22 protein-coding genes are annotated in these 24,045 nt (G+C 63.7%); 17 read left to right on the plus strand and 5 right to left on the minus strand.

Annotation, left to right across the window (positions count from 1 at the left end):
- The 12 genes from accC (at position 1) to RS897_RS39140 (ending at position 10,595) form a co-directional block, all read left to right on the plus strand.
- Positions 1 to 1,353, plus strand: a complete 1,353-nt coding sequence (accC, locus tag RS897_RS39085) for an acetyl-CoA carboxylase biotin carboxylase subunit (RefSeq protein WP_315833996.1) — start codon at positions 1 to 3, stop codon at positions 1,351 to 1,353.
- Entirely contained in the window at positions 1,350 to 2,009 is a 660-nt protein-coding gene (pxpB, locus tag RS897_RS39090) for a 5-oxoprolinase subunit PxpB (protein WP_315833997.1), read from the plus strand. The genes accC and pxpB overlap by 4 nt, the downstream gene beginning before the upstream one ends.
- Positions 2,006 to 2,995: a 5-oxoprolinase subunit C family protein gene (locus tag RS897_RS39095; protein ID WP_315833998.1), complete on the plus strand. Its 990-nt coding sequence runs from the start codon at positions 2,006 to 2,008 to the stop codon at positions 2,993 to 2,995. Before pxpB ends, RS897_RS39095 begins: the two co-directional genes overlap by 4 nt.
- Positions 2,996 to 2,997: 2 nt before the next feature.
- Entirely contained in the window at positions 2,998 to 3,402 is a 405-nt protein-coding gene (locus RS897_RS39100; protein ID WP_315833999.1) for a hypothetical protein, read from the plus strand.
- A 3-nt stretch (positions 3,403 to 3,405) separates the two neighbouring features.
- On the plus strand, positions 3,406 to 4,173 hold the full coding sequence (locus tag RS897_RS39105; protein WP_315834000.1) for a LamB/YcsF family protein: 768 nt from the start codon (positions 3,406 to 3,408) through the stop codon (positions 4,171 to 4,173).
- Between the two features lie 150 nt (positions 4,174 to 4,323).
- Complete coding sequence (locus RS897_RS39110; RefSeq protein WP_315834001.1) at positions 4,324 to 5,079, plus strand: SDR family oxidoreductase; 756 nt, start codon at positions 4,324 to 4,326, stop codon at positions 5,077 to 5,079.
- Positions 5,080 to 5,084: 5 nt separating this feature from the next.
- Entirely contained in the window at positions 5,085 to 5,786 is a 702-nt protein-coding gene (locus RS897_RS39115) for an amino acid ABC transporter permease (RefSeq protein WP_315834002.1), read from the plus strand.
- Positions 5,787 to 5,789: 3 nt separating this feature from the next.
- A complete protein-coding gene (locus RS897_RS39120; protein ID WP_315834003.1) occupies positions 5,790 to 6,551 on the plus strand; it encodes an amino acid ABC transporter permease in 762 nt (253 codons plus the stop codon).
- Complete coding sequence (locus RS897_RS39125; protein WP_315834004.1) at positions 6,548 to 7,321, plus strand: amino acid ABC transporter ATP-binding protein; 774 nt, start codon at positions 6,548 to 6,550, stop codon at positions 7,319 to 7,321. The genes RS897_RS39120 and RS897_RS39125 overlap by 4 nt, the downstream gene beginning before the upstream one ends.
- Before the next feature lie 72 nt (positions 7,322 to 7,393).
- Entirely contained in the window at positions 7,394 to 8,209 is an 816-nt protein-coding gene (locus tag RS897_RS39130) for an ABC transporter substrate-binding protein (RefSeq protein WP_315838888.1), read from the plus strand.
- Between the two features lie 20 nt (positions 8,210 to 8,229).
- Entirely contained in the window at positions 8,230 to 8,475 is a 246-nt protein-coding gene (locus RS897_RS39135; RefSeq protein ID WP_315834005.1) for a helix-turn-helix domain-containing protein, read from the plus strand.
- Positions 8,476 to 9,041: 566 nt separating this feature from the next.
- Positions 9,042 to 10,595 carry a porin gene (locus RS897_RS39140; protein ID WP_315834006.1) on the plus strand — a complete coding sequence of 518 codons (1,554 nt, stop codon included), beginning with the start codon at positions 9,042 to 9,044 and terminating at the stop codon, positions 10,593 to 10,595.
- A gap of 163 nt (positions 10,596 to 10,758) precedes the next feature.
- Here the strand turns inward: RS897_RS39140 and RS897_RS39145 are convergent, their stop codons facing one another.
- A complete protein-coding gene (locus RS897_RS39145; RefSeq protein ID WP_315834007.1) occupies positions 10,759 to 12,786 on the minus strand; it encodes a TonB-dependent receptor in 2,028 nt (675 codons plus the stop codon).
- Between the two features lie 716 nt (positions 12,787 to 13,502).
- Between RS897_RS39145 and RS897_RS39150 the strand changes: the two genes are divergently transcribed.
- Positions 13,503 to 16,019 carry a spermine/spermidine synthase domain-containing protein gene (locus RS897_RS39150; RefSeq protein WP_315838889.1) on the plus strand — a complete coding sequence of 839 codons (2,517 nt, stop codon included), beginning with the start codon at positions 13,503 to 13,505 and terminating at the stop codon, positions 16,017 to 16,019.
- An 8-nt stretch (positions 16,020 to 16,027) separates the two neighbouring features.
- Here RS897_RS39150 and RS897_RS39155 read toward each other — a convergent pair whose 3' ends face one another.
- From RS897_RS39155 to RS897_RS39165, 3 genes are all read right to left on the minus strand, one after another.
- A complete protein-coding gene (locus RS897_RS39155) occupies positions 16,028 to 16,651 on the minus strand; it encodes a putative 2OG-Fe(II) oxygenase (protein ID WP_315834008.1) in 624 nt (207 codons plus the stop codon).
- Positions 16,652 to 16,742: 91 nt separating this feature from the next.
- The gene (locus tag RS897_RS39160; RefSeq protein ID WP_407654386.1) at positions 16,743 to 17,066 is read right to left on the minus strand and encodes a hypothetical protein; all 324 of its coding nucleotides are present in this window, start codon (positions 17,064 to 17,066) and stop codon (positions 16,743 to 16,745) included.
- A 96-nt stretch (positions 17,067 to 17,162) separates the two neighbouring features.
- Positions 17,163 to 19,175 carry a CehA/McbA family metallohydrolase domain-containing protein gene (locus RS897_RS39165; protein ID WP_315834009.1) on the minus strand — a complete coding sequence of 671 codons (2,013 nt, stop codon included), beginning with the start codon at positions 19,173 to 19,175 and terminating at the stop codon, positions 17,163 to 17,165.
- Between the two features lie 440 nt (positions 19,176 to 19,615).
- Here RS897_RS39165 and RS897_RS39170 point away from each other — a divergent pair, with 440 nt between their 5' ends.
- From RS897_RS39170 to RS897_RS39185, 4 genes are read left to right on the plus strand one after another with little or no spacing between them, the layout of a single operon-like run.
- The gene (locus tag RS897_RS39170; protein ID WP_315834010.1) at positions 19,616 to 20,377 is read left to right on the plus strand and encodes a peptidyl-prolyl cis-trans isomerase; all 762 of its coding nucleotides are present in this window, start codon (positions 19,616 to 19,618) and stop codon (positions 20,375 to 20,377) included.
- 35 nt (positions 20,378 to 20,412) lie between these two features.
- A complete protein-coding gene (locus tag RS897_RS39175; RefSeq protein ID WP_315838891.1) occupies positions 20,413 to 21,369 on the plus strand; it encodes a HupE/UreJ family protein in 957 nt (318 codons plus the stop codon).
- A gap of 17 nt (positions 21,370 to 21,386) precedes the next feature.
- On the plus strand, positions 21,387 to 21,989 hold the full coding sequence (locus tag RS897_RS39180) for a HupE/UreJ family protein (protein WP_315834011.1): 603 nt from the start codon (positions 21,387 to 21,389) through the stop codon (positions 21,987 to 21,989).
- Positions 21,986 to 22,606 (plus strand): HupE/UreJ family protein, encoded by a 621-nt coding sequence (locus RS897_RS39185; protein ID WP_315834012.1) that lies wholly within the window; start codon positions 21,986 to 21,988, stop codon positions 22,604 to 22,606. Before RS897_RS39180 ends, RS897_RS39185 begins: the two co-directional genes overlap by 4 nt.
- 172 nt (positions 22,607 to 22,778) lie before the next feature.
- Here the strand turns inward: RS897_RS39185 and RS897_RS39190 are convergent, their stop codons facing one another.
- On the minus strand, positions 22,779 to 24,035 hold the full coding sequence (locus RS897_RS39190; RefSeq protein WP_315834013.1) for an ABC transporter substrate-binding protein: 1,257 nt from the start codon (positions 24,033 to 24,035) through the stop codon (positions 22,779 to 22,781).
- Positions 24,036 to 24,045 lie beyond the last annotated feature (10 nt).

Here is a 24,045-nt window from a genome sequence, read left to right on the forward strand (position 1 = left end):
ATGTTCCACTCCGTGCTCATTGCCAACCGCGGCGAGATCGCGCTCCGCATCCAGCGCGCCTGCCGCGGTTTGGGACTGAAGACCGTCGCCGTCTATTCCGAGGCGGATCGCGACGCCACCTATGTGCGCCATGCGGACCAGAGCCTGTGCATCGGCCCGGCGGCGGCAAGCGAAAGCTATCTGAACCAGGCCGCGATCATCATGGCTGCCAAACTCACAGGCGCCGGGGCGATCCATCCGGGATACGGCTTCCTGTCGGAAAACGCGGGGTTTGCCGAGCGCGTGGCGCAGGCCGGCCTCACCTTCATCGGCCCGAGCGCCGCTTGCATCCGGGTGATGGGCGACAAAGTCGCCGCCAAGCGCGCGATGCGATCCGCCGGCGTGCCCTGCGTGCCCGGGCCAGATTCGGCGCTGCCCAACGATGCCGACGCAATCCGTGGCCTCGCGCGCGCCATTGGCTATCCCGTGATCGTCAAGGCGGCAGGCGGCGGCGGCGGACGCGGCATGCGCGTGGTGGAGACGGAAGACGCGCTTGCCGATGCCCTGTCGGTCACCCGGGAAGAAGCCCGCCGGTCGTTCGGCAATGCCAAAGTCTATATCGAAAAATTCCTCGGCTCCCCCCGGCATGTCGAGATCCAGGTGCTGGCCGACATGTATGGCAACGTGGTGTGGCTCGGCAGCCGGGATTGCTCACTGCAGCGTCGCCACCAGAAGGTGCTGGAAGAAGCGCCCGCGCCCGGCATCCCGGATGCCCTGCTGGCGGAGGTGGGCGCGCGCTGTGTCGAGGCCTGCAAGCAGATCGGTTATCTGGGTCTCGGCACCTTCGAGTTCCTTGTCGAGGACGGCGCGTTCTATTTCATCGAGATGAACACACGGCTGCAGGTCGAGCATCCGGTGACGGAGATGACGACCGGCATCGATCTGGTCCAGCAGCAGATTCGCGTCGCCGGCGGCGAGCGCCTGGGCTTCTCACAGGCCGACATAAGCTGCCGCGGCCATGCCTTCGAGTGCCGAATCAATGCCGAGGACACCGAGCGGTTCATGCCGTCGCCCGGCCTGATCACGCGATGGGAGCTGCCCGGCGGTCCTGGCATCCGCATCGACAGCCATGCCGGCGCATGCTACCGGGTGTCGCCGCATTACGATTCGATGATCGGCAAGCTGATTGCGCACGGCGAGACGCGCGCGGATGCGCTGGCGCGCCTGCGCATCGCGCTCGACGAAATGCAGGTCGAGGGCATTGCGACCAATCTTCCGCTGCACCGTCGCCTGGTGCGGGACGAGGCCTTCGTCGCGGCAGATGTCGACATCCATCATCTGGAACACAGGCTGCGGGACGGAGGTCGCGGGTGACATCCGACCAGCCCCGCATCAGCCTGCTCGGAACCAGCGCTCTGCTGTTCGAAGCGCCGGGCGAGACCGAGCTTGCGACGCAGCAGCGCATCTGGGCGCTGACGCGCGAAGCGGAGAGCTGGCCAGAAATCGCCGAAGCGGTGCCCGGCATGAACAATCTCATGCTGAGTTTCGCGCGGCCGCCGAAGCACACCGAGGCGATCGAGACGCGATTGCATGCGGCCTGGGATGCCGCGATGCCGCTTCAGGTCGACGGACGGCTGATCGAGTTGCCGGTGGTGTATGGCGGCGCCGGTGGTCCGCACATGGCTGATGTGGTGGCTCACACCGGCCTCGCCATCGACCAGATCGTGGCGCTTCACAGCGCGCCGACCTATGTGGTGTACGCACTGGGAAGCCATCCCGGCTATTGTTATCTCGGCGGCATGGACCCGCGGATCGCGACGCCACGGCGCCAGACGCCGGTCGTCAGTATCCCGGCCGGCGCAGTTTCGATCGGGGGCGCGCAAACCGGTGTCTCGGCTTCCGATGGCCCGAGCGGCTGGAACACCATCGGCAGCAGCACCATGCGCTTCTTCGATCCCGCGCGCGATCCTCCGGCCCTGTTTCGCCCGGGCGACCAGCTCCGTTTCAGGATCGCCGAGGTGATCCGATGATCGAAATCCTCATCACCGGCGCACTCAACACCGTGCAAGACCAGGGACGACGCGGCGCGCTGAAATGGGGCGTCGGCACATCGGGCGCGCTGGACGATCTCGCGCTCTCCGCGGGCAACATCCTGCTGGGCAACGACGCGCACGCTGCCGGCATCGAGATCCAGGTTTTCCCGTTTCAGGCGCGCTTCACCGCGGATTGCGCCTTCGCGATCACCGGCGCCGACTGCCAGGCGCTGCTCGACGACAGACCGTTGCCGCCATGGTGGGTCCAGACCGCGCGCGCCGGCCAGATCCTGAATCTGCGCATCCCGCAGCAGGGAGCATGGCGCGCCAGCCGCAGCTATCTCTGTCTTGCCGGCGGCGTCGACGTCCCCGTGGTGCTGGGCTCCCGCAGCACGCAGCTCCGCGGCGCCTTCGGCGGCCTGGATGGACGCGAGCTTCGCAATGGCGACCGGCTGCAGACGGGAGCTGCGTCCAGCGTCGCGCGCCGCACGAACTTCGGCCTCAATCCGCCGGCCCTCGATCTGCCGCTGATGGTGAACGATCTGCCCGCGGTCCGGGTGCTGCCGGCCGCCGAATACGCGCACTACACCGAAGCAGCCCATCACGCGCTCTGGAACGAGGCCTGGAAGATCACGCCGCACAGCAACCGGTACGGCTTTCGCTTGCAGGGAACGCCGCTCGACCGCCTGGCGCCGATCGAAACCCGCTCGCACGGCATCGTGCCCGGCGTGATCCAGGTGCCGCCGAACGGGCAACCCATCGTGCAGATGCGCGATGCGCAGCCGTCCGGCGGTTATCCCAAAATCGGCGTCGTCATCGCCGCCGACCTCTGGCGGCTTGGCCAGGCGCCGATCGGAAGCCGCATCCGCTTCATCAAGACATGCTGGAGCGAGGCGATCGCCGCCGAAGAGCAGACGACACGCTGGCTGGCGGACGCACGATATCTGGCGGATCTTCATGGCGACCGAGCGGGGGGCCGTTGACGATGTTCGGCGATCAGCTCCGCGACTTGTCGGCCTGGATGGCCGCGGCCGGCATCGACACGCTCGAACTCACGGGCCCCTCCGTCCGGTTGCGTCTTGTCGGCGACGGCGGAGATCAGGCGACGAAGCAGCAGGTCGATGCCCCTGAGCCAGCCTCTGTCGTGACGGCACCGGTGGCTGGGCACTTCCTGCATCATCACCCGCTGCACACGACGGCGCTGGCGCCGGCGGGCACGCAGGTTCGCGCCGGGCACATCGTCGGGCTGCTGCGGATCGACATGCTTGTTGTTCCGGTGCTGGCGCCTCGGGACGGACGCATCGGCGCAACACTGGTTCCGCACGACACTCTGGTCGGTTTCGGCACCGGACTGATCGAGCTTCAGCCGATCGAACGGGAGGCGCAGTAAACGATGGACATCGATCTCAACGCCGATCTCGCCGAGGGCTTTGGCCCGTGGCGCATGGGGGACGACGCCGCACTGCTCGACGTGTTGTCCTCAGCCAATCTCGCCTGCGGCTTTCATGCCGGTGACCCGCCGATCATGCTGCGCACCATCGAACAGGCCCGCGCGCGGGGCGTCGATATCGGCGCCCATGTCGGCTTTCCCGACCGCCAGGGTTTTGGACGGCGCTTCATGCAGATTGATCCGTCCGAGCTCACCGCGATGGTGATCTACCAGCTCGGTGCGCTGGAGGGCATGGCGCGCTGGGCTGGCGCGCGCATGAGCCACATGAGCTTCCATGGCGCGCTCGGCAACATGGTCGCCGCCGATCACGCGCTGGCCGCGACACTGGTGCGAGCAGTTGCACAATTCAACCCGCAGTTGCTCATCATCTCGTCCAGCAGCCGCGCCATCGAAAGCGCGGCCGCCGACTGTGGCCTTCAGGTCGCCATCACCTTCCTCGCGGACCGCGCCTATGACGACGAGGGCCTGCTTGTTCCGCGGTCCCTGCCCAACTCGGTGATCCATGACCAACACCATGTGATCGCGCGGGTGCGGCGGATGCTCGAACGCCAGGAGGTCGTGACTTACAGCGGCAAGCCCTTGAAAATGCAGCCGCGGAGCATCCTGCTGCATGGAGATACGCCCGGCGCGCTGGAGCTTGCGAAAACCGTAAGATGGGAGATCGAGGCCGGTGGCGGCCGGATCGTTCCGGTGTCGCGTCTGCTGGGTTAGAGCGTTTTCCAGCGAAGTGGATACCGGTTCGCGTCAAGAAAACGCGTCAAAAAAAGAAGGCATAAGACCGCCTTATCCCGCCACAGACATTCCATCTTATCGCATCCTCCCGTGGGAGGATAATCTTCCTCAACGATCAGGAAAACCGCGATGCCTTTTTCTGACTACAGAACCGCTCTGGTCACCGGCGCCTCGTCCGGCATTGGCGCCGCCGTGGTCGAGCGCCTGCGCCGCGAGAACCTCGAAGTCCATGCCCTGGCGCGCAGCGCAAAGGCGCTTGAGGAGCTCGCCGCGCGGACCGGCTGCATTCCCCACGTACTCGACGTGACCGACCTCAAGGGCGTGACCGAGCTCACCCAAAAGGTGGCGTTCGACATTGTCGTGAACAACGCCGGCGTCGATCGCCCGACCCCCTTCCTGAAGGCCGATGCCGAAGACATCGACCTCCTGGTCGACGTCAACCTGCGCGCCGTGCTGCATTTGTGCCGCCTGACCGTGCCGGGAATGGTCGCCCGCGACCGCGGGCATGTGGTCAATATCAGCTCGATCGCCGGCGCCTACCATTTCGGCGGCAACACGTCCTATCATGCGACCAAGGCAGCGATCAGCATGCTGTCGCACCAGTTGCGCATCGACGCGTTCGGCCGGCGCGTGCGCATCACCGAGATCTGTCCCGGCCGCATCGCCACCGACATTTTCGCCCATGTCCACGGCGACTCGCCGGAAACGCGCCAGCGGTTCATCGAGGGATACGAGCTGCCGGAGGCCTCCGACGTCGCCGACGCCATCGCCTTCGCGATTTCGGCGCCGGTGGCCGTCAACATCGGCCATATCGAGATCACGCCAACGCTGCAGGTTCCCGGCGGACTGATGACCGCGAAGCCGACGACACGGCCTCCTGAGTGACAGTGATGCAGGGCCTCGACATCACCGCGATCCTGCTCAACCCACAGTTCGCGGCGATGCTGGCCCACGGCTTCCAGATCACACTGGTCGTGGCCATCGGTTCCTGGATCCTCGCCATGAGTCTGAGCCTGCTGCTGCTGGTGATCCGCCTGACGCCAAGCCGGATCGCGGATCGCGCCGTCGGCGCCTACGTCTCCTATCACCGCAACGTGCCGACACTGGTGCAGTTGATGCTGTGGTATTTCGGCATCTTCAGCCTGCTGCCATCGGCCCTGCAGGACTGGCTGAGCACGCATTATGCCGAGGCAACGTTCGCGATCATCGGCCTCGGCCTCTGCCAGGCGGCCTACTTCAGCGAAGACCTTCGGTCCGGGCTGCGATCGGTCGCGGCCGGGCAGGAAGAAGCGGCGCGCGCGCTCGGGCACAGCTACATCGGAACCATGCGCGACGTGCTGTTGCCGCAGGCGTTCCGCAATGCGCTTCCGGCGCTGATCAACCACACCGTGTCGCTGTTCAAGAACAGCAGCCTCGCCATGGCGATCGGCGTCGCCGAATTGACCCATGCCGTGCGGGAAGTCGAGAACCAGAGTTTCCGCACCTTCGAAACATTCCTGATCGCGACCCTCGTCTATCTCGCCTGCTCGCTCGTCCTGATGGCGATCGGCGCATGGCTGGGCCGGCGCGCCAGGCCGGCGGGAGCACACTGATCCATGCTGGTCGAGATCATCCGCATCGTGCAGGAGAACTGGCTGCTGCTGCTGGTGGGGCAGTATCCCAACGGTCCGCTCGGCGGCATCGCGGCAACGCTGCTGCTGTCGGTGCTCGGCATCGCGCTGGCGTTTCCGCTCAGCGTGCTGATGGCGCTGGCACGAATTTCGCCGTGGCGGATCCTGCGCGCGCCAGCCACCGCGCTGGTCTACACCATGCGCGGCGTCCCGCTTCTGATGATCATCTTCTGGGGCTACTTCCTGGTGCCGCTGCTGATCGGACGCGCCGTGCCGGGTTTCGTCACCATGGTCTGCGCGCTGGTGATCTACGAAGCCGCGTTCCTGAGCGAGGTAGTGCGCGCCGGAATCCAGGCTCTCCCCGCGGGACAGATGGATGCGGCCCGCGCGCTCGGCCACAGCAATCTCAGCGCGATGCGCTACGTCATCCTGCCGCAGGCGCTCTACAACATGATGCCGAGCATCCTCAGCCAGTTCGTGTCCACCATCAAGGAAACCACGCTGGGTTACGTCATCAACGTGCCAGAGCTGACTTTCGCGGCGAACCAGATCAACAATCGCCTGCTGACCAAGCCGTTCGAGGTCTTCATCATCCTCGCCATCATCTATTTCATCGTCTGCTGGAGTCTCACGCAGCTCGCGAACTGGCTCGAGCGGCGGATCGCCACAAAACGCGCCGGCCCGGGAAGCGCACAAGGAACCGACTTCGCCCTGCCCGGCGGCAAACCGCTGGCGGCAGAGCCATGAGCCAATCCGGGACCAGCCGTTCGGGAGAACCGCACATGATCGAATTCTCGCACGTCAACAAGCAGTACGGCAATTTCAACGCCCTGATCGACATCAATGCGGCGGTCCGCAAGGGCGAGGTCGTGGTGGTGTGCGGCCCGTCGGGATCGGGAAAATCCACGTTGATCCGCACCGTCAACCGCCTGGAGGAAATCCAGTCCGGCACGCTGACGTTCGACGGGCAGGACGTTCACGCCAGGATGAGCAGCCGGGATCTCAACCGGCTGCGCAGCCGCATCGGCTTCGTGTTCCAGAGCTTCAATCTGTTTCCTCACATGTCCGCACTCGACAACGTCATGCTGTCGCCAATCCGCATCCGGGGGCTCGGCCGCGCGGAGGCGCACGACAAGGCCATGCTGCTGCTCGACCGGGTCGGTCTCGCCGCCAAGGCGCGCTCGTTTCCGGCGCAATTGTCGGGTGGCCAGCAGCAGCGTGTCGCCATCGCCCGGGCGCTGGCGATGGAGCCGCCGGCGATGCTGTTCGACGAGCCGACCAGCGCACTGGACCCGGAAATGGTCGGCGAAGTTCTCGCCGTCATGCGCAGCCTGGCAGCCGACGGCATGACCATGATGTGCGTCACCCACGAAATGACGTTCGCCCGCGAGGTCGCCGACCGCGTCTGGTTCATGGATGCCGGCAGCATCCTGAGCATGGACGAACCGAAGCACTTCTTCAGCAATCCGGACCACCCGCGCGCGCAGCGCTTCCTTGCCGATCTTCGCGCCCGCTAACGCATCACCAGCCATCGGAGACATGTGATCATGCGACTTGAAAGTTCGTTTGGATATCCGGCCATTCGCGTCATGCTCATCGCCGCCGTCGGCCTCGGTACGACGGCCACCGCCCGCGCCGATCAGTTGCAGGACATCGTGCAGCGAAAGGAATTGCGCTGCGGCACCTTTGCCGATGTGCCGCCGTTCGCGGCCCCCGACACAAAAACGCGTGAGATGGTGGGCTTCGACGTCGACCTCTGCGGCGCGATTGCAAAATCCCTGGGCGTGACGGCGAAGGTCACCCCGCTGTCGGTCGATGCCCGCGTGCCCGAGGTCAAGCTGGGACACGTCGACATCACCGTCGCCAATCTCGCCTACACACTGGGCCGCGCCGAGCAGATCCAGTTCAGCGATCCCTATTACATCGCCAAGGAAATGCTGGCCGTCAAAGCGAGCGATCCCGGCTCCAGGAAGGCCGACTTCAGCGGCAAGCGACTGGCGTCGACCAAGGGTTCAACCTCCGAACTTTCGATCAAACTCAACGGCTCGGATCCCCTCACCTTCCAGGACACCGGCTCGGCCTTCATGGCCGTGCAGCAGAACAAGGCCGTCGGCATGGTCGCCAACACCATGACCATCACCAAACTGGTCAACGAATCCAAGACGGCGGGCGTGCAGCTCAAGATGATCGAGGAACCGATGATCCTCCAGCCCATCGGCATCGGCATGAAGAAGGGCGAGCCGGCGCTACTGGCGAAAGTCAACGAAACGCTGGTGGCGCTGGACACGAGCGGCGAGATTAACCGGATCTGGGACAAGTGGCTGGGGATGAGCACCGAATACAAGATGGTGCGCACCGACAAGGTTGCTCCACTCGGCGAACTGAGGTTCACGCCGATTCCTTAAGGCAGCTTCGAGGGGCAACCATGCTTGTCGATACGCGGCAGATCAAGGCAGCGCGCTCGCTCCTGAGATGGAGACAGCTTCGACTGGCTCAGCAAACAGGATTGGCGCTTTCGACCATCCGCCGGCTGGAACGCGCGGAAGGTCGTATCGAGGCCAATTTCGATACCGTGGAAAAGATTCGCCAGGCGTTCGAGAACGCGGGAATTGAATTCATGGGATCTCCTAATCTGGGGGTTCGCATCTGGACCCAGCCGGAGGAGCGCTAGATCCCGGCCGAAAGCTTCGCTCCTGATCCAATGCTGCTTTGCCCCATACACGCGACACACATGACCCCACTGTGGATAACCACACAGTGGGGTTTTTTACGCGGTCATCGTCACGCACGCGCACGCCAGCTCTCGGCTGTCGCAATACGCACGAGTTGGTTTCTCAGAACCGCGAGCGCACAACGTTTGCGCGCACATCAGCTTGAAATGAAGGCGCACGTGCAAACAAAACAGGCGCGCGAAGCGACGGCGACGAACAAAAAGGATCAGTTTTGTCACCAAAGATACTTTATGCATCAAGAAAAATATCCCGTTCGGACTCAGTGTGTTAGCGACGATACAAACGTCGTTTCTTTTGCGCGACACAGCGATATCGGATTGTGAATGTTGTCCGATTGTCATCCCATCAAGATGCGACGAGGGGGCACCTCAAGTCGTTTCGCCCGGGGCTTCGCGGCATGCAACGCGTGACGCGAAGGGGCGGATTCAGCGGGCAAGGAGCTCGATCACACGCGGGCGCGCGTGATCGCAACTCTCCCGGCAACGCAAACTTCGAGGTTTTACACATGACAACAGCCAAGAGTATTCTGTTCGGCACGACGGCGGCGTTCGTCGCGCTGACCGGCGCGCAGGCTGCCGATCTTCCGGTCAAGGCCAAAGCGGTCGAGTACGTGAAGATCTGCTCGCTGTACGGCGCAGGTTTCTATTACATTCCAGGCACCGACACCTGCCTGCGCATCGGCGGCGCACTGCGCGTCGACACCGCGTTCAACGGCGGCAGCTACGATGCCCCCTACTGGGGTGGTGGCGCCAACAGCGCCAATGCCTACAACCGCGGCTACTTCGCGACACGTTCGCGCCTGAACCTGTTCATGGACACGCGCACGGCCACAGAATACGGCGTTTTGCGCACGTACGCCAACATGCAGTTCGACTTCCTGCAGGGCCGCGAGAACATCGCGGGCGGCTTCGTCGAGAACGATCTGCTGTTCATCCAGTTTGCCGGCTTCACCTTCGGCAAGGCGGTCTCGCAGTTCGATCCGCAATGGGCGCTGTCCAAGCCGACGATCACATCGGGCTTTTTCTATGGCTCGAACAATGCCACCGGTATCCCACAACTGGCCTATACGGCGTCGTTCGGCAACGGCGTGTCGGCGTCGATCTCGCTCGAAGACGCTTATCCCTACCGCGCGGCAGGTGTCGTCAACACCTCGCTGGCGGGAGCGACCACGGCGCTGGTCGGCCCGTTCGGATCGACCACCTCTGCCTACGGGACCACGGGCAACACCTTCCAGGGTAATGCGCAGCTCGGCGACCATGTACCGGACATCGTCGGCAACGTACGTGTCGACCAGGCCTGGGGATCGTTTCATGTCGCAGCCGCGGCGCACGAAGTGCACGGCACTTATTACACCCCGAGCGACAGTTCGAGCGGCAAGCCCGACGCCACCTGGGGCTTCGCGGTCAGCGGCGCATTCGAGCTGAAGAACCTGCCCACCGGCACCGGCGACAGCCTGAAGGTGGAAGCGAGCTTTGCCAACGGTGCTGCCAAGTATGTGTTCGGCGGCACCAACGACACCACCGGCGCCGGCCGTCTGGTGAAAATCGGCAGCGGCGCGCCCGGCTTCGCCGGCAGCATGGCGTTCGGCTACATCCTGGACGGCGTCTACGGCGCCGGCACCGGCATTCAGAAGAGCAATGCCTGGGAGGTCAGCGGCTTCTACGAACACTACTGGACGCCCGCATGGCGCACATCGGTCTTCGCCAACTACAGCCGTATCTCCTATGGCTCGACCGGCGATGCGCTGCTGCTCGCGATGGCCAACGGCACCTCCGGCGCGTTCACCACGGGAACCACGCATTCCTCCACCGGCGCAGGCCTGGCCACCGGCAGCTTCGCCATCAGCACGGCGCAGGTCGGGACGCGGACAGCCTGGACTCCGGTCCAAAACCTGACCCTGTCGGCGGAATTCGTCTACAGCCGCCTCAACCAGAACCTGAACGGGACCTTCACCAGCGCCGCGGCCGGAACACCCCCTGGCTACGCCGCCGGCTCGACGTTCCAGCTCAAGAGCCAGAACCTCTACAACGGAGCCGTCCAGATCCTGCGCAGCTTCTGACGCGCAACCAGAGAAAGGGGGCCTTGATCAGCTCTTGTGAATCTCCAGCGACCTCCGGCGATGCCCCGCCGGAGGTTTTCTCTTGAGGCTTTTTCATGCTCGGAATTATCACCGATGTGCACCATGGGTTGACGATCAACCGCTGTCCTGGCGAACGCGAAAGCTACCAGGAGCCTGCAATCGTAAGCCTGACCGCCAGCGGCTCGACCGGATGCACGATCGAATCCATCACACCGTTCTGGCACACTGCGGCCGGCGCGATCTGGGCCGGATAGCAGAGATTGTACAGGCTGTCGGTCTTGATCAGCGAGCCGTAGGCGTAGGAGATCTGGTTGGTCTTGGTGTTGAGCAGGTTGAGCACATCGAGCTGGATTCGCCAGCCATTGTCAGTACGGTAACCGACGCGCCCATTGAACAGGCTGGTGGCCTGGGAGCGGAAGGCATTGTCTTCGGTCAGCGGCGTCGAGGCCAGATAACGCCAGCGCAGCCCACCGAACCAGCCGGTCTTCTCGCCAAGCGTGATGCCGGCGGATGCCACCATCGCCGGCGCGTTGGGAATGTAGTTGCCCGGCGCATTGCCGATCTGAGCCTGCGGATATCCCGCCAGCGATTCAAAGACCTCGGCCTGCTCGCTGTTGTATCCGACAAACCGGGCGTGGGTCAGCGCGAGATCCGCGTCGAGTTCGAGCCACCGCCGTGGACGATAAGTATTGGTCCATTCGATCCCATAGCGCCGGCTCGCCCTGCTCGGCGAGGTGTCGCCGGCATCGCCGGCGAAGAGAATCTCGGAGGCCTGATCGAGCATGAACAGGCTGATGGAGGAGTCGAGGCCCGGAATGATCTTGGTGCGAACACCGACCTCCGCACCTTTCGTCCGCACCAGCAGCGGCGACGCAGACAATTTCGTGGATGGATCGGTCGGAGATTCCGTGATCGTGGTGCCGCGCGCATCATTGCTGTGCATGCCCATGCCGGCGCCAATAAACACTTCGGTCTTGTGGAATGGGCCGAGCACCATGGTGAATTTCGGACTGCCGATTCCGGCACTGGAGTTTCCGGAGTTGTTGGCATTGAACAGCGAGTTGACCCTGGCGTCATAATAATCGCCGCGCCAGCCGAGCGTGGTCCGCAGCCAGTCGGTCCAGCGCAATGTGTTCTCCGCATAGACGCCGACGCTGGCTTCCCGCACCTTGTCGCTGCGGACGTTGGCGAGGAAGGTTCGCTGATAGGTATTGGTCAGAGCAAGGCTAATATCGTCATAACGGGTCTGAATGCCGAACGTCGTTTCCATGGGACGGCCGGCGAACGATCCGTTGAAGCTTCGCGACGCGTTGACGCCGGCGACGATGCGGTCATCGTGCTGATGAAACTGATCGCCGAAAACCGGATCGGCGAGAAAATAAGTGAAGTTGTTGTACAGATTGAGACTGCTCTTGACCGCGAAAGCATTGGCTTTCCACGAACCGGCATCATCGGTGCCAGCAATGCGCGCCGACAACGCAAAACGATCGGTGTTGCCGCCGTCGCTGGGGTCCACCGCACCAAAGCGATCGAGCTCGCCCGACGTGATGGCGCGCTGCGGAACCTGATCGGTCGAATTCCATTTGTTCGAATAAGCCATGCCGGTGATGGAAAAACCGTCCAGCGCCGTGCCCTGGGTGTAGCGCACGAGGCCGTTCAACTTGCGCACGTCATCGGGATTGGCCCAGGGACCATCATAGGTGCCGACTTCGCCGGCAATCAGCAGGTTGCCCTCGCCGAGTTTCGTCGACCCCATGCCGAACAGCCGCCTGTAACCAAAGCTGCCGACGGTAACCTGGGCCATGCTTTTCTCGGTCCGGTCGATCAGGCCGATGTGAAGATGTCCCACCGAGGCGAAATCGCCCTCGTCCGCGAAATAGGGACCCTTCGCGACATCCAGGCTATTGACCGTCTCCGGCATCAGCCAGTTCAGGTCCGCGTAGCCCTGGCCGTGCCCATGGGTGCGCATGTTGACCGGCACATCATCGACATAGATCGCCAAGTCCGTGCCATGATCGAGATTGTAACCGCGCAGAAAATATTGGTTGGCTTTGCCCTCGCCGCTGTGCTGCGTCACGATCAGCCCCGGTACGGCCTCCAGCACCTCCCCCGGCCGCGTGGCCGGGCGCGCGTTCAATGTTTCGCCGCTCACGGTAATTTCGCTGGCCATGTTCGGCGAACCCGCTGGGCCTGAGCCGACATTCGGCGCACTGGACACTGTTGTCGCGGCCTCGACGGCGGGGCTTGGTGGCGACCGCCGCTCCCGCGACGGCGCGGCGGTTCGGGCGCGTCGCTTGCTTGCCTGACGCTGCTTCAATTGTTGTTTGGGCGCCTCGACCGTGACGGCTGGAAGAGCGGTCTCCGAGCCGGACGGCGTATGAGCCTCTGCGGTTTGTGGAAGGACAAGAATCAGGCCCCCCGCGATGGACAGTCTACGCACACCACTCAGCACACCACAGTCCCACAACACCGATTTGCCCCAAGGTTCACTTTTACGACACTGACGTTCATCTAGACAACGGACGACGACGATTTATGACATCGACCTGATCCTGGATCTAATCTTCGACCTCAAACATAACCGTTCGCTCTCGCTGTCAAATGAGCGTCATACGTCCTGAGTAATTCTGCCACAAGGTGAATGCCCCGGTGCGGATTGTCGCTGCGCATCGGGATTTCACGCAATCAGTCAGATCGAAACGTCGCATCGATCTTGCGTTTGCACTGCGTTCCTCCCCTCGACGCGGAACGAAGGCGCTGCCCGGCGCAGTTGTGCCTATCTTCAAGGCAGGGAAAACGATCATGCAATCCGACCAGGACAGCGGTGCAGCGGCTTCGGTCGAGCGATTGTCCGTGAAACCTCGAACTCGGTCCGGCTGGCTGCTGATGCCGATCGTGGCCGCATCCGGCTTTGCGGGGCTTGGCTACGAAATCGTATGGACGCGCCAGCTGAGCCTCGCGCTTGGTTCGGAAATGATGGCCGTGCTGGGCGCGGTCGCGGGATTCTTCGCCGGGCTGGCGCTGGGGGCGTTTGCCCTCGACCGGCCGATCCGGCAGGCCCGCTCCCCGCGAACCGTGTACGCCGTGCTGGAGGCCGTCATCGGGCTTTGGGGCCTGATCTGCATCTGGCTCCTGCCCGCCACCGGCCGCGCGTTGGCGCCGCTGCTCGGCACCGAGCCCGCACCGGCGCTGCTGTGGGCCGCGAGCTTCGCGCTTCCGACACTCGTGCTGCTGCCGGCCACCGCGGCCATGGGCGGAACGCTGACCGCGCTCGAGCGGATCGTGCGGGAGGCCCGCAGCCATTCCCGTGTCAGCGCCGGCGTGTATGGCGCCAATACCGCCGGCGCTGTCGCAGGCACGTTGCTCGCGACGTTCGTCCTGCTTCCCGCGTGGGGACTGTCCGGCACGCTCGCTTGCCTGGCCGCCGTCAATGCCGTGTGCGCGCTCGGTGTGCTTGCGCTGGAACCGGCGACGTCTAGTCAAACACCGGTGCCGGCCGATGAGCCAAAGCCGCAGGACATCGCAGACCTGCGATTGACCATCACCTTGTTCGTCACCGGCCTGCTCGGGATCGTGTTCGAGGTCCTGATCATCCGGCTGGCGGCGCAGGTGATGCAGGACACGATCTACACATTTGCCGGCTTGCTGGCGGCCTATCTGCTTGGCACCGCGATTGGAGGCCTCGCCTGGCAGCGGGCTGGACGCGGTGTCCAGGACACGAGCCTCGGCTGGCTTCTCGCCGCCACCGCGCTGGCCTGCCTGACCACGGCATTTCTCACGCCTCATATTGCCGGCATCGCCGAGACCGCGACCGAGACAGGAATTGTCGGAGAACTGGCTGTCGCGCTGGCATTGTTTCTCATTCCATCCGCCGCCATGGGCGCCCTGTTCGGCCTGCTGGCGCAACGGGTGCGCGACCAGCGCGGATCGCTGGGGTCGGCCGTGGGCATCAACAGCATCGGCGCCGCAATGGCCCCGCTGCTGACAGCGCAATTGCTCATCCCGGGCCTCAGTGCATGGACGGCGCTGATTCCGGTCGCGCTGGGCTATCTGCTCTTGATGCCGTTCCGGCGCGCTGCGCTCGCGTGGTCGGCGCTGCCGCTGGCCGCCGCCCTTGTGCTGTGGATACGCCCGGCGCCGTCGCTCACAAAGGTGCCCGCCGGGGGCCAACTGCTCGCCGTCCACGAAGGGCCGATGGTGACAGCCAGTGTGGTCGACGACGCCTCAGGTGCGCGGTATCTCGAGGTCAACGGCCGTTTTCGTATGGGCGGCACCAGTTCGGCTCGATCCGACACCCGCCAGGCCATGCTGCCGCTGTTGCTGCATCCGAAACCACGCAGCGCGTTGTTCCTGGGGATCGGCACCGGCGCCACTTTGGTCGGCGGATCGCAGATGCCCGGCGTCACGGTGCATGGTGTCGAGCTCTCGCAAGAAGTCGTCGCGCTGCTGCCATGGTTCGCGAATCCGCAAGTCACGACTCCGCCACCCCGGGTGACCGTGGCCGATGCGCGACGCTATGTCGTTGCCGACACCAGCCAATACGACGTGATCATCGCCGACCTGTTTCATCCGGCACTGGATGGCAGCGGCGCACTCTATACCGCCGAGCACTTTGCGGCCGTGCGACAACGACTGGCGCCCGGGGGCGTGTTCTGCCAGTGGCTGCCGCTGTATCAGCTCGATCTGCCGTCTTTGCGCGCGATCATCCGCACGTTTTTGGAGATCTATCCCGGAGGCTCGGCCTGGCTCAACCATTACAGCGTGCGCACGCCGATGCTCGCATTGATCGGCCCGCGGGATGGCGGCACGCTCGATCTGGACAAGCTCAGTGCGCGGCTCGGCGACCCCACGATCAGAGCCGTCGCACGTCCCATCGGGTTCGAGACGCCGATCGACCTGCTCGGGCAATACTTGGGAGGTCCCCGCGTTTTGTCGGCCTTTGCCGGCTACGGTCCTCGCAACACCGACGATTATCCCTTCGTCACCTTCGATGCGCGCCGCAACGTGCAGGCGCTGACGGCGCCGCCATGGACCCTGCTGCTTTCTGTGATGCGCGCCATGCAGCCCGATGCGGCCGAGCTTCTCACCGAGCCCAAACGCGAAACGCTGAGCGAACGGCTCACCGCCTATTGGCGCGCACGCAACCGCTTTCTCGAGGCTGGCGCTGCGCTGCCTGGCGACCCGCGCGGTCAGGCCCTGATCGAAGCGGCGTCGCCAGGACTGCTCGATACGATTCGTCTCAGCCCCGAATTCGATCCGGCGTATGGACCGCTGATCGGCATGGCCCATTCGCTGCTAACCTCCGACCGCGCAGCGGCCGCGCGCCTGCTGCACCGGATCAATGATGCCGCGCCGTCACGCGGCGAAGCACGGCAGTTGCTGTCACGCGCGTTCGGCGAGTGACAGACCGTTCATGGTGCGAACTTGATCCGATAGCCCCAGCAATCCAGGCTGTCCGGGATCGCGTTGAAAGACACCGTGATCCGCTGGTCGCCCTGGTTTCTCGGGACTTCGTGATAGAGATAGCTGGGAAATAGCACGAGATCTCCCGGCTCCGCCTCGGGCAGCAGGTACTTGCCTGCATTGTACGGTCCCACCGCGGCGCTTCGGGTGTGATGGCGAAAGGAAAAATCATATCCGCCGGGTGGCCGCACGAACACCGTTTTGCAGGCGGGATGTGACGGCGTCAGGTAGAAGATGCCCGAAACAAAACTGTTGGCATGGGAGTGCAGCGCCTGGCTGCCTCCCGTCTCCAGCATGTTGGTCCACATTTCCTTGACGGTCCAGCGCAGTTCCTCGCCGAACAGCAGTTTGCCGAAATCGACCAGCTTCGGCACGGCCAATTCGGCGATCTCCCGAAACAGCTTGTTGTCACGGGGATCGGCGACCTCGGTGTGGAACAGCTGATCCGAGCGCAGATTGCTTTCGATCTTGGCATTGCGGATCGCCGCCACCGCAGCGGCATTCAACTCCGGGCTGAGCAGCCCCGGCGACCGCAGCAAGGGGATCGGGAAAAGCGGCTCGATCTCGTCCATGTTTCAAGTCCACCACGTTTTGGGAATGGGGCGGACAATGCGCGCGGGAGCATGACACTGCGATGACAGCAGACGCAGGCTCGACAACAGCCTACTCGTGGGCCTGCAGGACTTTCAGCGTCTCGCCCGGTTGCAACGTGTGACGACGTTCCCGCATTTCCACAGTCGCGCGTGCCGCCGCCTCCAGGCAATCATCGAATTCACCGTTGCCGGCCTCAACCATGGCTTGATGCAGGTCCCGTTCGGCGAAATAGCGGGAGAGATCGTCTGCGGGCAATTCGGCCGTCAGCGCACGCGCCTGCTCCACCGCCGTCACGCAATCGTCCCTGGTCGGTTCGGAATCTGCCCAAACCTGCGTACTTCCGCCCAAAAAGCCGGCGAGGAGCACGAAGGTGAGAGGAATGCTTCGACGCAAGAACGTGTCCGCTTGGTACAACATAAGAAACTTACAGCGAAATTTCAAAAATAGGTGTCTGGCGGGGCGACACCGCCCCGCCAGACATGATTGACCTTAGTCCCGGTCGTGGTCGCCATGGTTATCGGCCCACTTTTCCCACGGGAAGTGGTGGTGATCGTCGGCGAGCTTCCGCGCGAGTTCCGCATTCTTCTCGACCAAGAGCCTGGGCGACCCCTCCGGCCGAATGAAGATCGGGTTCGCATAGAACCAGACGTTCGAATAGGCCTGAACGTCATAGGTCACCCGCTTGACGCCGTTGACCGTCTGAAGATGCGCCGGACAGGCGGGGTCCGAGCAGTTCACCAGCGCGTTGTTCAGGTCGAGCAGCGGGTTTCCGGCGCTGTCGGTGACGTTCGGCGTTGCAACGGGAATGTTCGTGCCGCGGGCACGGATATAGCTCGGGGTCTGGCCCGCGATGAACGTGGTGGTGAAGCTCAGCCGCGTCGCACCATCCTTCAGTGGCCAGCTTCTCATTTGCGTGGCGGGGATCTGCTGAGCGATCACCGTCGTGGGATTGTAGACGATCGCCGCTCCGGCAACGCCGGCCGCGTTGGGCACGGCGTAACCCGGGCCGCCCGGCTGGATGACGCCGGTGATCTTGCCTGAGATCAGGTCGACATGGTCGAGCGACGGCTTGTTCAGCGGCTTCTTCAAGCCGACCGGCACCAGCAGCGGATTGTTGAAGCTGTACGGGCTGTTGTTCTTCGCCGGGATGGTCATTTCCATCTCGACCGTGACCCGTTCGCCCGGCCGCACGACCAGCGTTTCGCCCATCGTCTTCCAATCCCAGTCGCCGCGTCCACGGGCGCGGAACACCAGATCCGGACCGATAAGGTCGGCGTTGACGGAGTAGGAGTTGCCCGACCGCATGCCGTCGACAATCGACTGCGCGCGGAAGCGTTCGGTGTTCGGAACGTAGAGCCTGGTGTACTCGCCCGGGATGAAGTCGGACGTGGTGAAGGAATCGCGCGCGCCGCCGGCTCCGCGATTGTGCCAGTCGGAGCTGACATACATGAAGAAATTGCGGCCTTCGCCGAGCAGGCCGTCCCACATCCCGCCGACCTTCGCGGTGTAGACGCCGCTCATCCCGTAGGTGCCGCCGCCGACCGCGCCGGATCCATAGGACCCCGAACCGCCGCTGGTGGTACCCTGCGCCATATGGCCGGGCGATTCGATGCCGAATGCGACGGTCGGGCCGGCGTTGTTGAAGTTGCGGAAATGCTCGATATTATAGCCGGCATTGCCGCCGGGATTGAACGGACCCTGACGTTCGGTATGGGTCGGGATGGCATAGGACTGCAGTGGGTGGTTCGCCTGCAGCCACGCAATGCCGGCGAGCGCCTTCTGATGGCCCGCCGTGCCGCTGTTGTTGACGTTGTCCTTGCCGGTCCAGAGCTGATTGTTCTTGGGGTCCAGCGGACCAATCGCATCGGTGTCGGCGCGGTCAAAGCGGAATTCGTACTCCGCCATCTTGTCGGCGCTGCCGTGGCCGCGCGGATTTTGCCCGGCGATGACGGCGACGTCGGTATGTTCGTGGCCGGGGACGATCCATTCGAGACCTTCCACCAGCACCTTATTGTACATCGGCGTACGGTTGACGATGATCGGATACTCGACCTCCTTGATCGACTGCCATCGCCACATCGTGGCGCTGCTGCCGGTGCCGTTCGGCGTGCCCTTCAGGCTGGTGATGGTGATGCCGTCGATGGTCTTGCCGAGCGTCTGGTTCCAGGTGGTCGTGGTATCGCCCGGCAGGTTGGCGCTGGTGTCGCTGAAGCGACAGTCGCGATTGCCGGAACCACCGTGGTTTCCGAGGGTGAACCAGTCGAGATCGAAGTTCCTGCCGCCGCCGGCGGCAACGCCGCTCGCGACAGCGCGATCGATCGAATAGCCCGCCGAAACGGAGCCGTCGGTGCAGGTGTTGTGATTGTGCATGTCACCGGCGACATAAGGATTGCCCCGGGGTCTTTCGCCACGCCGATCGTTGTTGTCGGCGCTGGCGGTCTGCGTCAAGGCCAGCGAGACCGAAGCCGCAGTCAGTAGAATTGTCTTGGTGGACGGAAACATGCAGTCGCCCCTCTTGAAGATTTCCGATGCAAGCCAAAAGAAAAACAAAGCACGGCGCCCGGCGCGCAATTGCGCGGACGTTATGCCGCAGCCGACACAATCAGAAATGCGAGACAGTTCGGTGAACGTTTTGTGTTGGCGCCAACACCCCACAACGAAGAATTCCGAATTGCAGGATTTTTTCGTTTTGATTTTTTTTCGATAGACGACTTCATCGCTGAATGGCAGACGAGGTGCTGCATTGCATAAATTTGCCTGCATCGCGGGCCGCAAGAGTTTGTGAAAGAAATATGTCAACGTCAGCGCTGCCGAACGATATGCCCAACCTTCAGGCATCGCCCGTCGATCGTGCCGAACACAGCGCGACTCCGGCGGATCACACAAAGCCCTCTTCCCGGTCCCTCCTGTTTACCGCACTGGACTTTCTGAAGCGCGAACCGTTGCTGCATTTCGTTGTGCTCGGAGCGCTGATTTTCAGCATCGACGCTGTCCTGCATCCGCCGCCGAAAGATGACAAACTCATCACCGTGACCAAGGCGATGCGCCAGTCTTTCATCGACAATTTCGATGAGGACAAGGAGCGCGTTCCCTCCGATGCCGAGCTCGAGAAAATGATCGAGAGCTGGGTCGCGAGCGAAATCCTGTATCGCGAGGGCAAATCGCTAGGCGTCGATCGCGGCGACGACATGATCCGCGACCGCGTCGCCTTCAAGCTGCAATTGCTTATTTTCGATCAGATCCGCGTCCCGCAACCGACTGAAGAGCAGTTGCGCGCCTGGTTCGCCGACAATCACGCCCGGTTCGACGAGCCGGAGAGCGTCGGGTTCTATTTGACGCCGCCGACCGACGAAGCCACTGCGCGGCAGCGACTCGACGACATCGTAAAGCAGCACGAAACCGAGGAACTGCAGAAGCAGACGCGCGCCGTTCTCGGACGCCCGGTGACGAGTCTCGCCGCATCGTTCGGCGACGGCTTTCGCGATGCGCTGCTGGCGATGCCGCAGGAGCAGTGGAACGTCGTGCAGTCAAAGGACGGCTGGCATGTAGTTCGCCTCGATTCCCGGCAGCCGGGCACGCTCGCCAGTTTCGACAGCGTCCGCGACCAGGCCGCCAAGATCTGGCACACCGATGAAACGCGCAAGCGGGCATGGGAAGCCGTCGGCCGCCTGAAGGCCTCCTACAACATCCGGTACGAGCAGTGACGTCTCTCCGACATTGGCCGGCGATCTTGCCTGTGATGGCGATGCTGGTGTTGGCTGCGCTGATCCTGCCCCGCGCGGCGCGTGCGCATGAAGCAACGCTGGGCGTGCTCGAGTTCCGCGAGGTCCGGCCCGGCGCATTCATCGGCCGCTGGACCATGGAGCCGTCAATCGGAGCTGCGCGCGTCGACCTGCGCGTGCCGCCACACTGTTTCCTTCGGCTGCCAGAGATGAATTGTGGCGACAAGGGACTGGTCGGGTCGATCACCATCACCAATCTCGGTGCCGACATGTCGGCAGTGCTGATCAAGATCATTCCGATCTCGGGTGAGCCACGCAGCTACACGATCTCGACCGCGAACCCGGTCGTCTCGCTGCTCGGCGCCGGCGCCCCGACGCTGGAGACCTGGGTCGAGTTGGCCAGGACTTATGTCAATTACGGGATCGACCACATCCTGCTCGGAATCGACCATCTGCTGTTCGTGCTTGGGCTGATCTGGATCGTCGGCAGCGGGTGGCGGCTGGTCAAGACGATTACCGCCTTCACTATCGGGCACAGCGTCTCGCTCGCAGCCGCGGCCTTTGGATTGATCGGCGTGGCGGAACGGCCACTCAATGCCTGCATTGCGCTGAGCATCGTGTTCGTCGCCGTCGAAATCATCAAACAGCAACGTGGCGAGGCCGGATTGACCGCCCGTTATCCCTGGGCGGTCGCATTCAGCTTCGGCCTGGTCCACGGCATAGGGTTCGCAAGCGCGCTGGCCGGGCTGGGACTGGAGCGGCGCCTGCTGCCCGCCGCCCTGCTGTTCTTCAACGTCGGTGTCGAGATCGGACAGCTCTGTTTCGTGCTGCTGGTGCTGGCGTTGTTCTGGGCGCATCGGCGCCTTGGCGCCGTGCTGCCACGCTGGGGCGACGCCCTGCCGGCCTACGCCATCGGCTCGGTATCGATGTTCTGGTTTCTGGGTCGTCTCTTGCGCGTTCTCGCCATCCCCTGACAGGAAGTCGTCGAACCATGTCGTCCCGCGCCGTTTCTCTCCTGATCGTGCTTGCAGTTCTCGCCTTGGCGCAGCCGGCTTTCGCTCACGAGCAAGCCGGCGTCGGCGGCGGTCTTGTCAGCGGTTTGCTGCATCCGCTGACCGGAATGGATCACCTGATCGCCATGGTCGCGGTGGGGATCTGGGGCGCGCAGCTCGGCGCGCCAGCGATCTGGGTGCTTCCGATCACATTTCCCCTGGTGATGGCGTTCGGTGGTGTCTTGGGCGTGCTGAAAATCCCGCTTCCGATGCCGGAAGTGGTGATCGCACTATCGGCGCTGGTGCTCGGCGTGGCGGTCGCGCTGCGTCTGCGCTTACCATTTGCGGCCGCCGCCGTTGTTGTGGCGGTGTTCGCGATCTTTCACGGCCACGCCCACGGAGCCGAGCTTCCGGGCTCCGCCAACCCGCTGGCCTATGGCGTGGGCTTTGTCGTCGCAACCGGTCTGCTCCATCTGTGCGGAATCGCGATCGGCACGCTGACCCGCTGGCCCACCGGCGAGCGAGCAATCCAAGGTCTCGGCGCAGTGATCGCAGTGCTCGGCTGCTACTTCCTCGCGCAAAGCCTGGGGGTTGCCGCATGAAGTTCCGGCTCGCAAGCGTCGCTGTCGCAGCCCTCGCGCTGGTCGCATCAGCGACCACGGCACAGGCGCACATCATCGCCTCGCGTCTCGGCGACTTCTACACCGGCGCTCTGCATCCGCTGACCGATCTGCAGGATCTCATTCTGTGGACCGCCATCGGCGTGCTGGCGGGTTCGCTCGGCGCAGCGCGTGGACGCTGGCTTGTCCCGGTGTTCCCGCTGGGCCTTCTGACCGGACTGGTCCTGGCTGATGGTCTCGGCTTCGTATCCACCCGGCCGGCAATCGACGCCGCGATGATTTTGGTGCTGGGCCTGTTGCTGGTGGCGGCATTGCGGATTCCAGCGTCCTTGCTCTGCGCCATCGCATTCGGACTGGCGGTGATGCGGGGCGCGGCGAACGCGAGTGATCTCGCACCCGAGGCCAATCGGCTGTTGTTCGCGGCGGGGCTTGCTTGCGCTGGCTACGCTGCGATTACGCTCACCATGGCCGTGACACTCGCTTTCCGGCGGGCGGATGCCGGCCCCTCAACGTCCTGGCGGGGTATCGCCATCCGCGCGTTCGGCGGCTGGATCGCGGCGATCGGGTTGATGATGGTGGGATTCGCTCTCGCTTCATGAATGGGCAACGACGAAAAGCGTCATCAACGTCGCCCTAGAGCTTCCGTTCCGATACAATCGGAACGGAAGCTCTGGATTCTTGTTTTGACGCGTTTTCTTCACGCGAACCGGTATCCACTTCGCTGGAAAACGCTCTAATCGTGACAAGCGCCCCTGGGCGTCCTTCACACGATCAGATTGAGGCCGCCACCGCCGACGTCTTGGGAGCGGAGCCGACAAGCTCCGCCCAGCGCCTGACCAGATAATTGTGCTCGTCCATGGTCGTATTCCAGACGGCGATGCGGCTCGCGCGCTGGCGATAGGCGCCGCCGCTGCGGGTCTCACCCTTGCTGATGGTTGTCTCACCATCCGGGCCCGGCAGATCCTGTGCCGCAGGCTCGCCTTCATACCAATAATTCCACTCCGCCGGCGAAAGATGCAACCGCACGCGTTCGGAAACGGACATGTAATACCCCTGCCGGGCCATCACCGCGCCGACCCAACCGTCGAGCCACCAGTTGAGATAGTCATAGGCGATATCGAGGGTGCGCCCAGACAGATGAGCCGACAGGCACATGCCGCCGTGCCAGGCGCGATAGCCTTCCTGTGGCACAGTTTCGCGCACCGGAAAGCCGCGCCGCCGCAGCGCGCTCACACCCGGTGACCACATGCTCTGGATCACCGCTTGCCCCGTCAGCATCATGTCGGCCGACTCCAGCGCCGTCTTCCAGAAGCCGCAGAAATAGCCAGCGCGTTTGCGCTCGCTCAAAATCCCCATCAGGTGGTCGATCTCGGTCGTCGACATGTTTCCGATATCGTCGAAACGCACTTCACCGCGGGCCTGGGCAGCAAGGGCCGCATCGAAGACGCCGATTGCCGGCTCGTCGACGAGAGCAACACGGCCGGCCCAGCGATCGTCGAACAGCGCGCCCCAGGACGCGCTCGGCTCAAGATGTCCGTTGACGATCTCGGTGTTGTAGGCGAACGAATCCAGATTGTGGACTGCCGGCAACATGCTGATATGACCGCTCGGTGCGGAGCCCAACGAGCGGTTCGGTTGCGTATAGAGCTTCGTCACCGGCGCATCGCCGTGCCCGATGGCGGCGCCGGGATGGATACGCCCGGTCTTGGTGAGATCGCTGACCTCACTCCAGCGTGCGATCCGTTTGAGGTCGATTGACTGGATCGCTCGCCAGAACCAGACGATGTCGAGATTGTGGAAGCATTGATCGTAGACGTCGTAGGCCGTCGGTTGCGCGGCGGCTTTGCGTTGCGCGCTGATGAAATCGAGATTTTCGAAGCACAGCGTGATGCCAAGGTCCGCCTCGGCGCGCTTGCGGACCGATTCCAGCAGGGTGATCTCGGTGCCGAGAACGCGCAGCACCGGCCGTCCGTGCAGATGAAGCGCCGGCGCGGCGGGCTGGGACAACCTGGCTTTCGATTTGCGCATCGGCGGCTCG

Source organism: Bradyrhizobium prioriisuperbiae (assembly GCF_032397745.1).
Lineage (GTDB): Bacteria > Pseudomonadota > Alphaproteobacteria > Rhizobiales > Xanthobacteraceae > Bradyrhizobium_A > Bradyrhizobium_A prioriisuperbiae.

Excerpts from the sequence above, each read along its gene's own strand:
- accC (WP_315833996.1), top strand. The coding sequence starts at position 1 with ATGTTCCACTCCGTGCTCATTGCCAACCGCGGCGAGATCGCGCTCCGC.
- RS897_RS39095 (WP_315833998.1), top strand. The coding sequence starts at position 2,006 with ATGATCGAAATCCTCATCACCGGCGCACTCAACACCGTGCAAGACCAG.
- RS897_RS39100 (WP_315833999.1), top strand. The coding sequence starts at position 2,998 with ATGTTCGGCGATCAGCTCCGCGACTTGTCGGCCTGGATGGCCGCGGCC.
- RS897_RS39105 (WP_315834000.1), top strand. The coding sequence starts at position 3,406 with ATGGACATCGATCTCAACGCCGATCTCGCCGAGGGCTTTGGCCCGTGG.
- RS897_RS39110 (WP_315834001.1), top strand. The coding sequence starts at position 4,324 with ATGCCTTTTTCTGACTACAGAACCGCTCTGGTCACCGGCGCCTCGTCC.
- RS897_RS39115 (WP_315834002.1), top strand. The coding sequence starts at position 5,085 with ATGCAGGGCCTCGACATCACCGCGATCCTGCTCAACCCACAGTTCGCG.
- RS897_RS39120 (WP_315834003.1), top strand. The coding sequence starts at position 5,790 with ATGCTGGTCGAGATCATCCGCATCGTGCAGGAGAACTGGCTGCTGCTG.
- RS897_RS39125 (WP_315834004.1), top strand. The coding sequence starts at position 6,548 with ATGAGCCAATCCGGGACCAGCCGTTCGGGAGAACCGCACATGATCGAA.
- RS897_RS39130 (WP_315838888.1), top strand. The coding sequence starts at position 7,394 with ATGCTCATCGCCGCCGTCGGCCTCGGTACGACGGCCACCGCCCGCGCC.
- RS897_RS39135 (WP_315834005.1), top strand. The coding sequence starts at position 8,230 with ATGCTTGTCGATACGCGGCAGATCAAGGCAGCGCGCTCGCTCCTGAGA.
- RS897_RS39140 (WP_315834006.1), top strand. The coding sequence starts at position 9,042 with ATGACAACAGCCAAGAGTATTCTGTTCGGCACGACGGCGGCGTTCGTC.
- RS897_RS39145 (WP_315834007.1), bottom strand. The coding sequence starts at position 12,786 with ATGGCCAGCGAAATTACCGTGAGCGGCGAAACATTGAACGCGCGCCCG.
- RS897_RS39150 (WP_315838889.1), top strand. The coding sequence starts at position 13,503 with ATGCCGATCGTGGCCGCATCCGGCTTTGCGGGGCTTGGCTACGAAATC.
- RS897_RS39155 (WP_315834008.1), bottom strand. The coding sequence starts at position 16,651 with ATGGACGAGATCGAGCCGCTTTTCCCGATCCCCTTGCTGCGGTCGCCG.
- RS897_RS39165 (WP_315834009.1), bottom strand. The coding sequence starts at position 19,175 with ATGTTTCCGTCCACCAAGACAATTCTACTGACTGCGGCTTCGGTCTCG.
- RS897_RS39175 (WP_315838891.1), top strand. The coding sequence starts at position 20,413 with ATGGCGATGCTGGTGTTGGCTGCGCTGATCCTGCCCCGCGCGGCGCGT.
- RS897_RS39180 (WP_315834011.1), top strand. The coding sequence starts at position 21,387 with ATGTCGTCCCGCGCCGTTTCTCTCCTGATCGTGCTTGCAGTTCTCGCC.
- RS897_RS39185 (WP_315834012.1), top strand. The coding sequence starts at position 21,986 with ATGAAGTTCCGGCTCGCAAGCGTCGCTGTCGCAGCCCTCGCGCTGGTC.
- RS897_RS39190 (WP_315834013.1), bottom strand. The coding sequence starts at position 24,035 with ATGCGCAAATCGAAAGCCAGGTTGTCCCAGCCCGCCGCGCCGGCGCTT.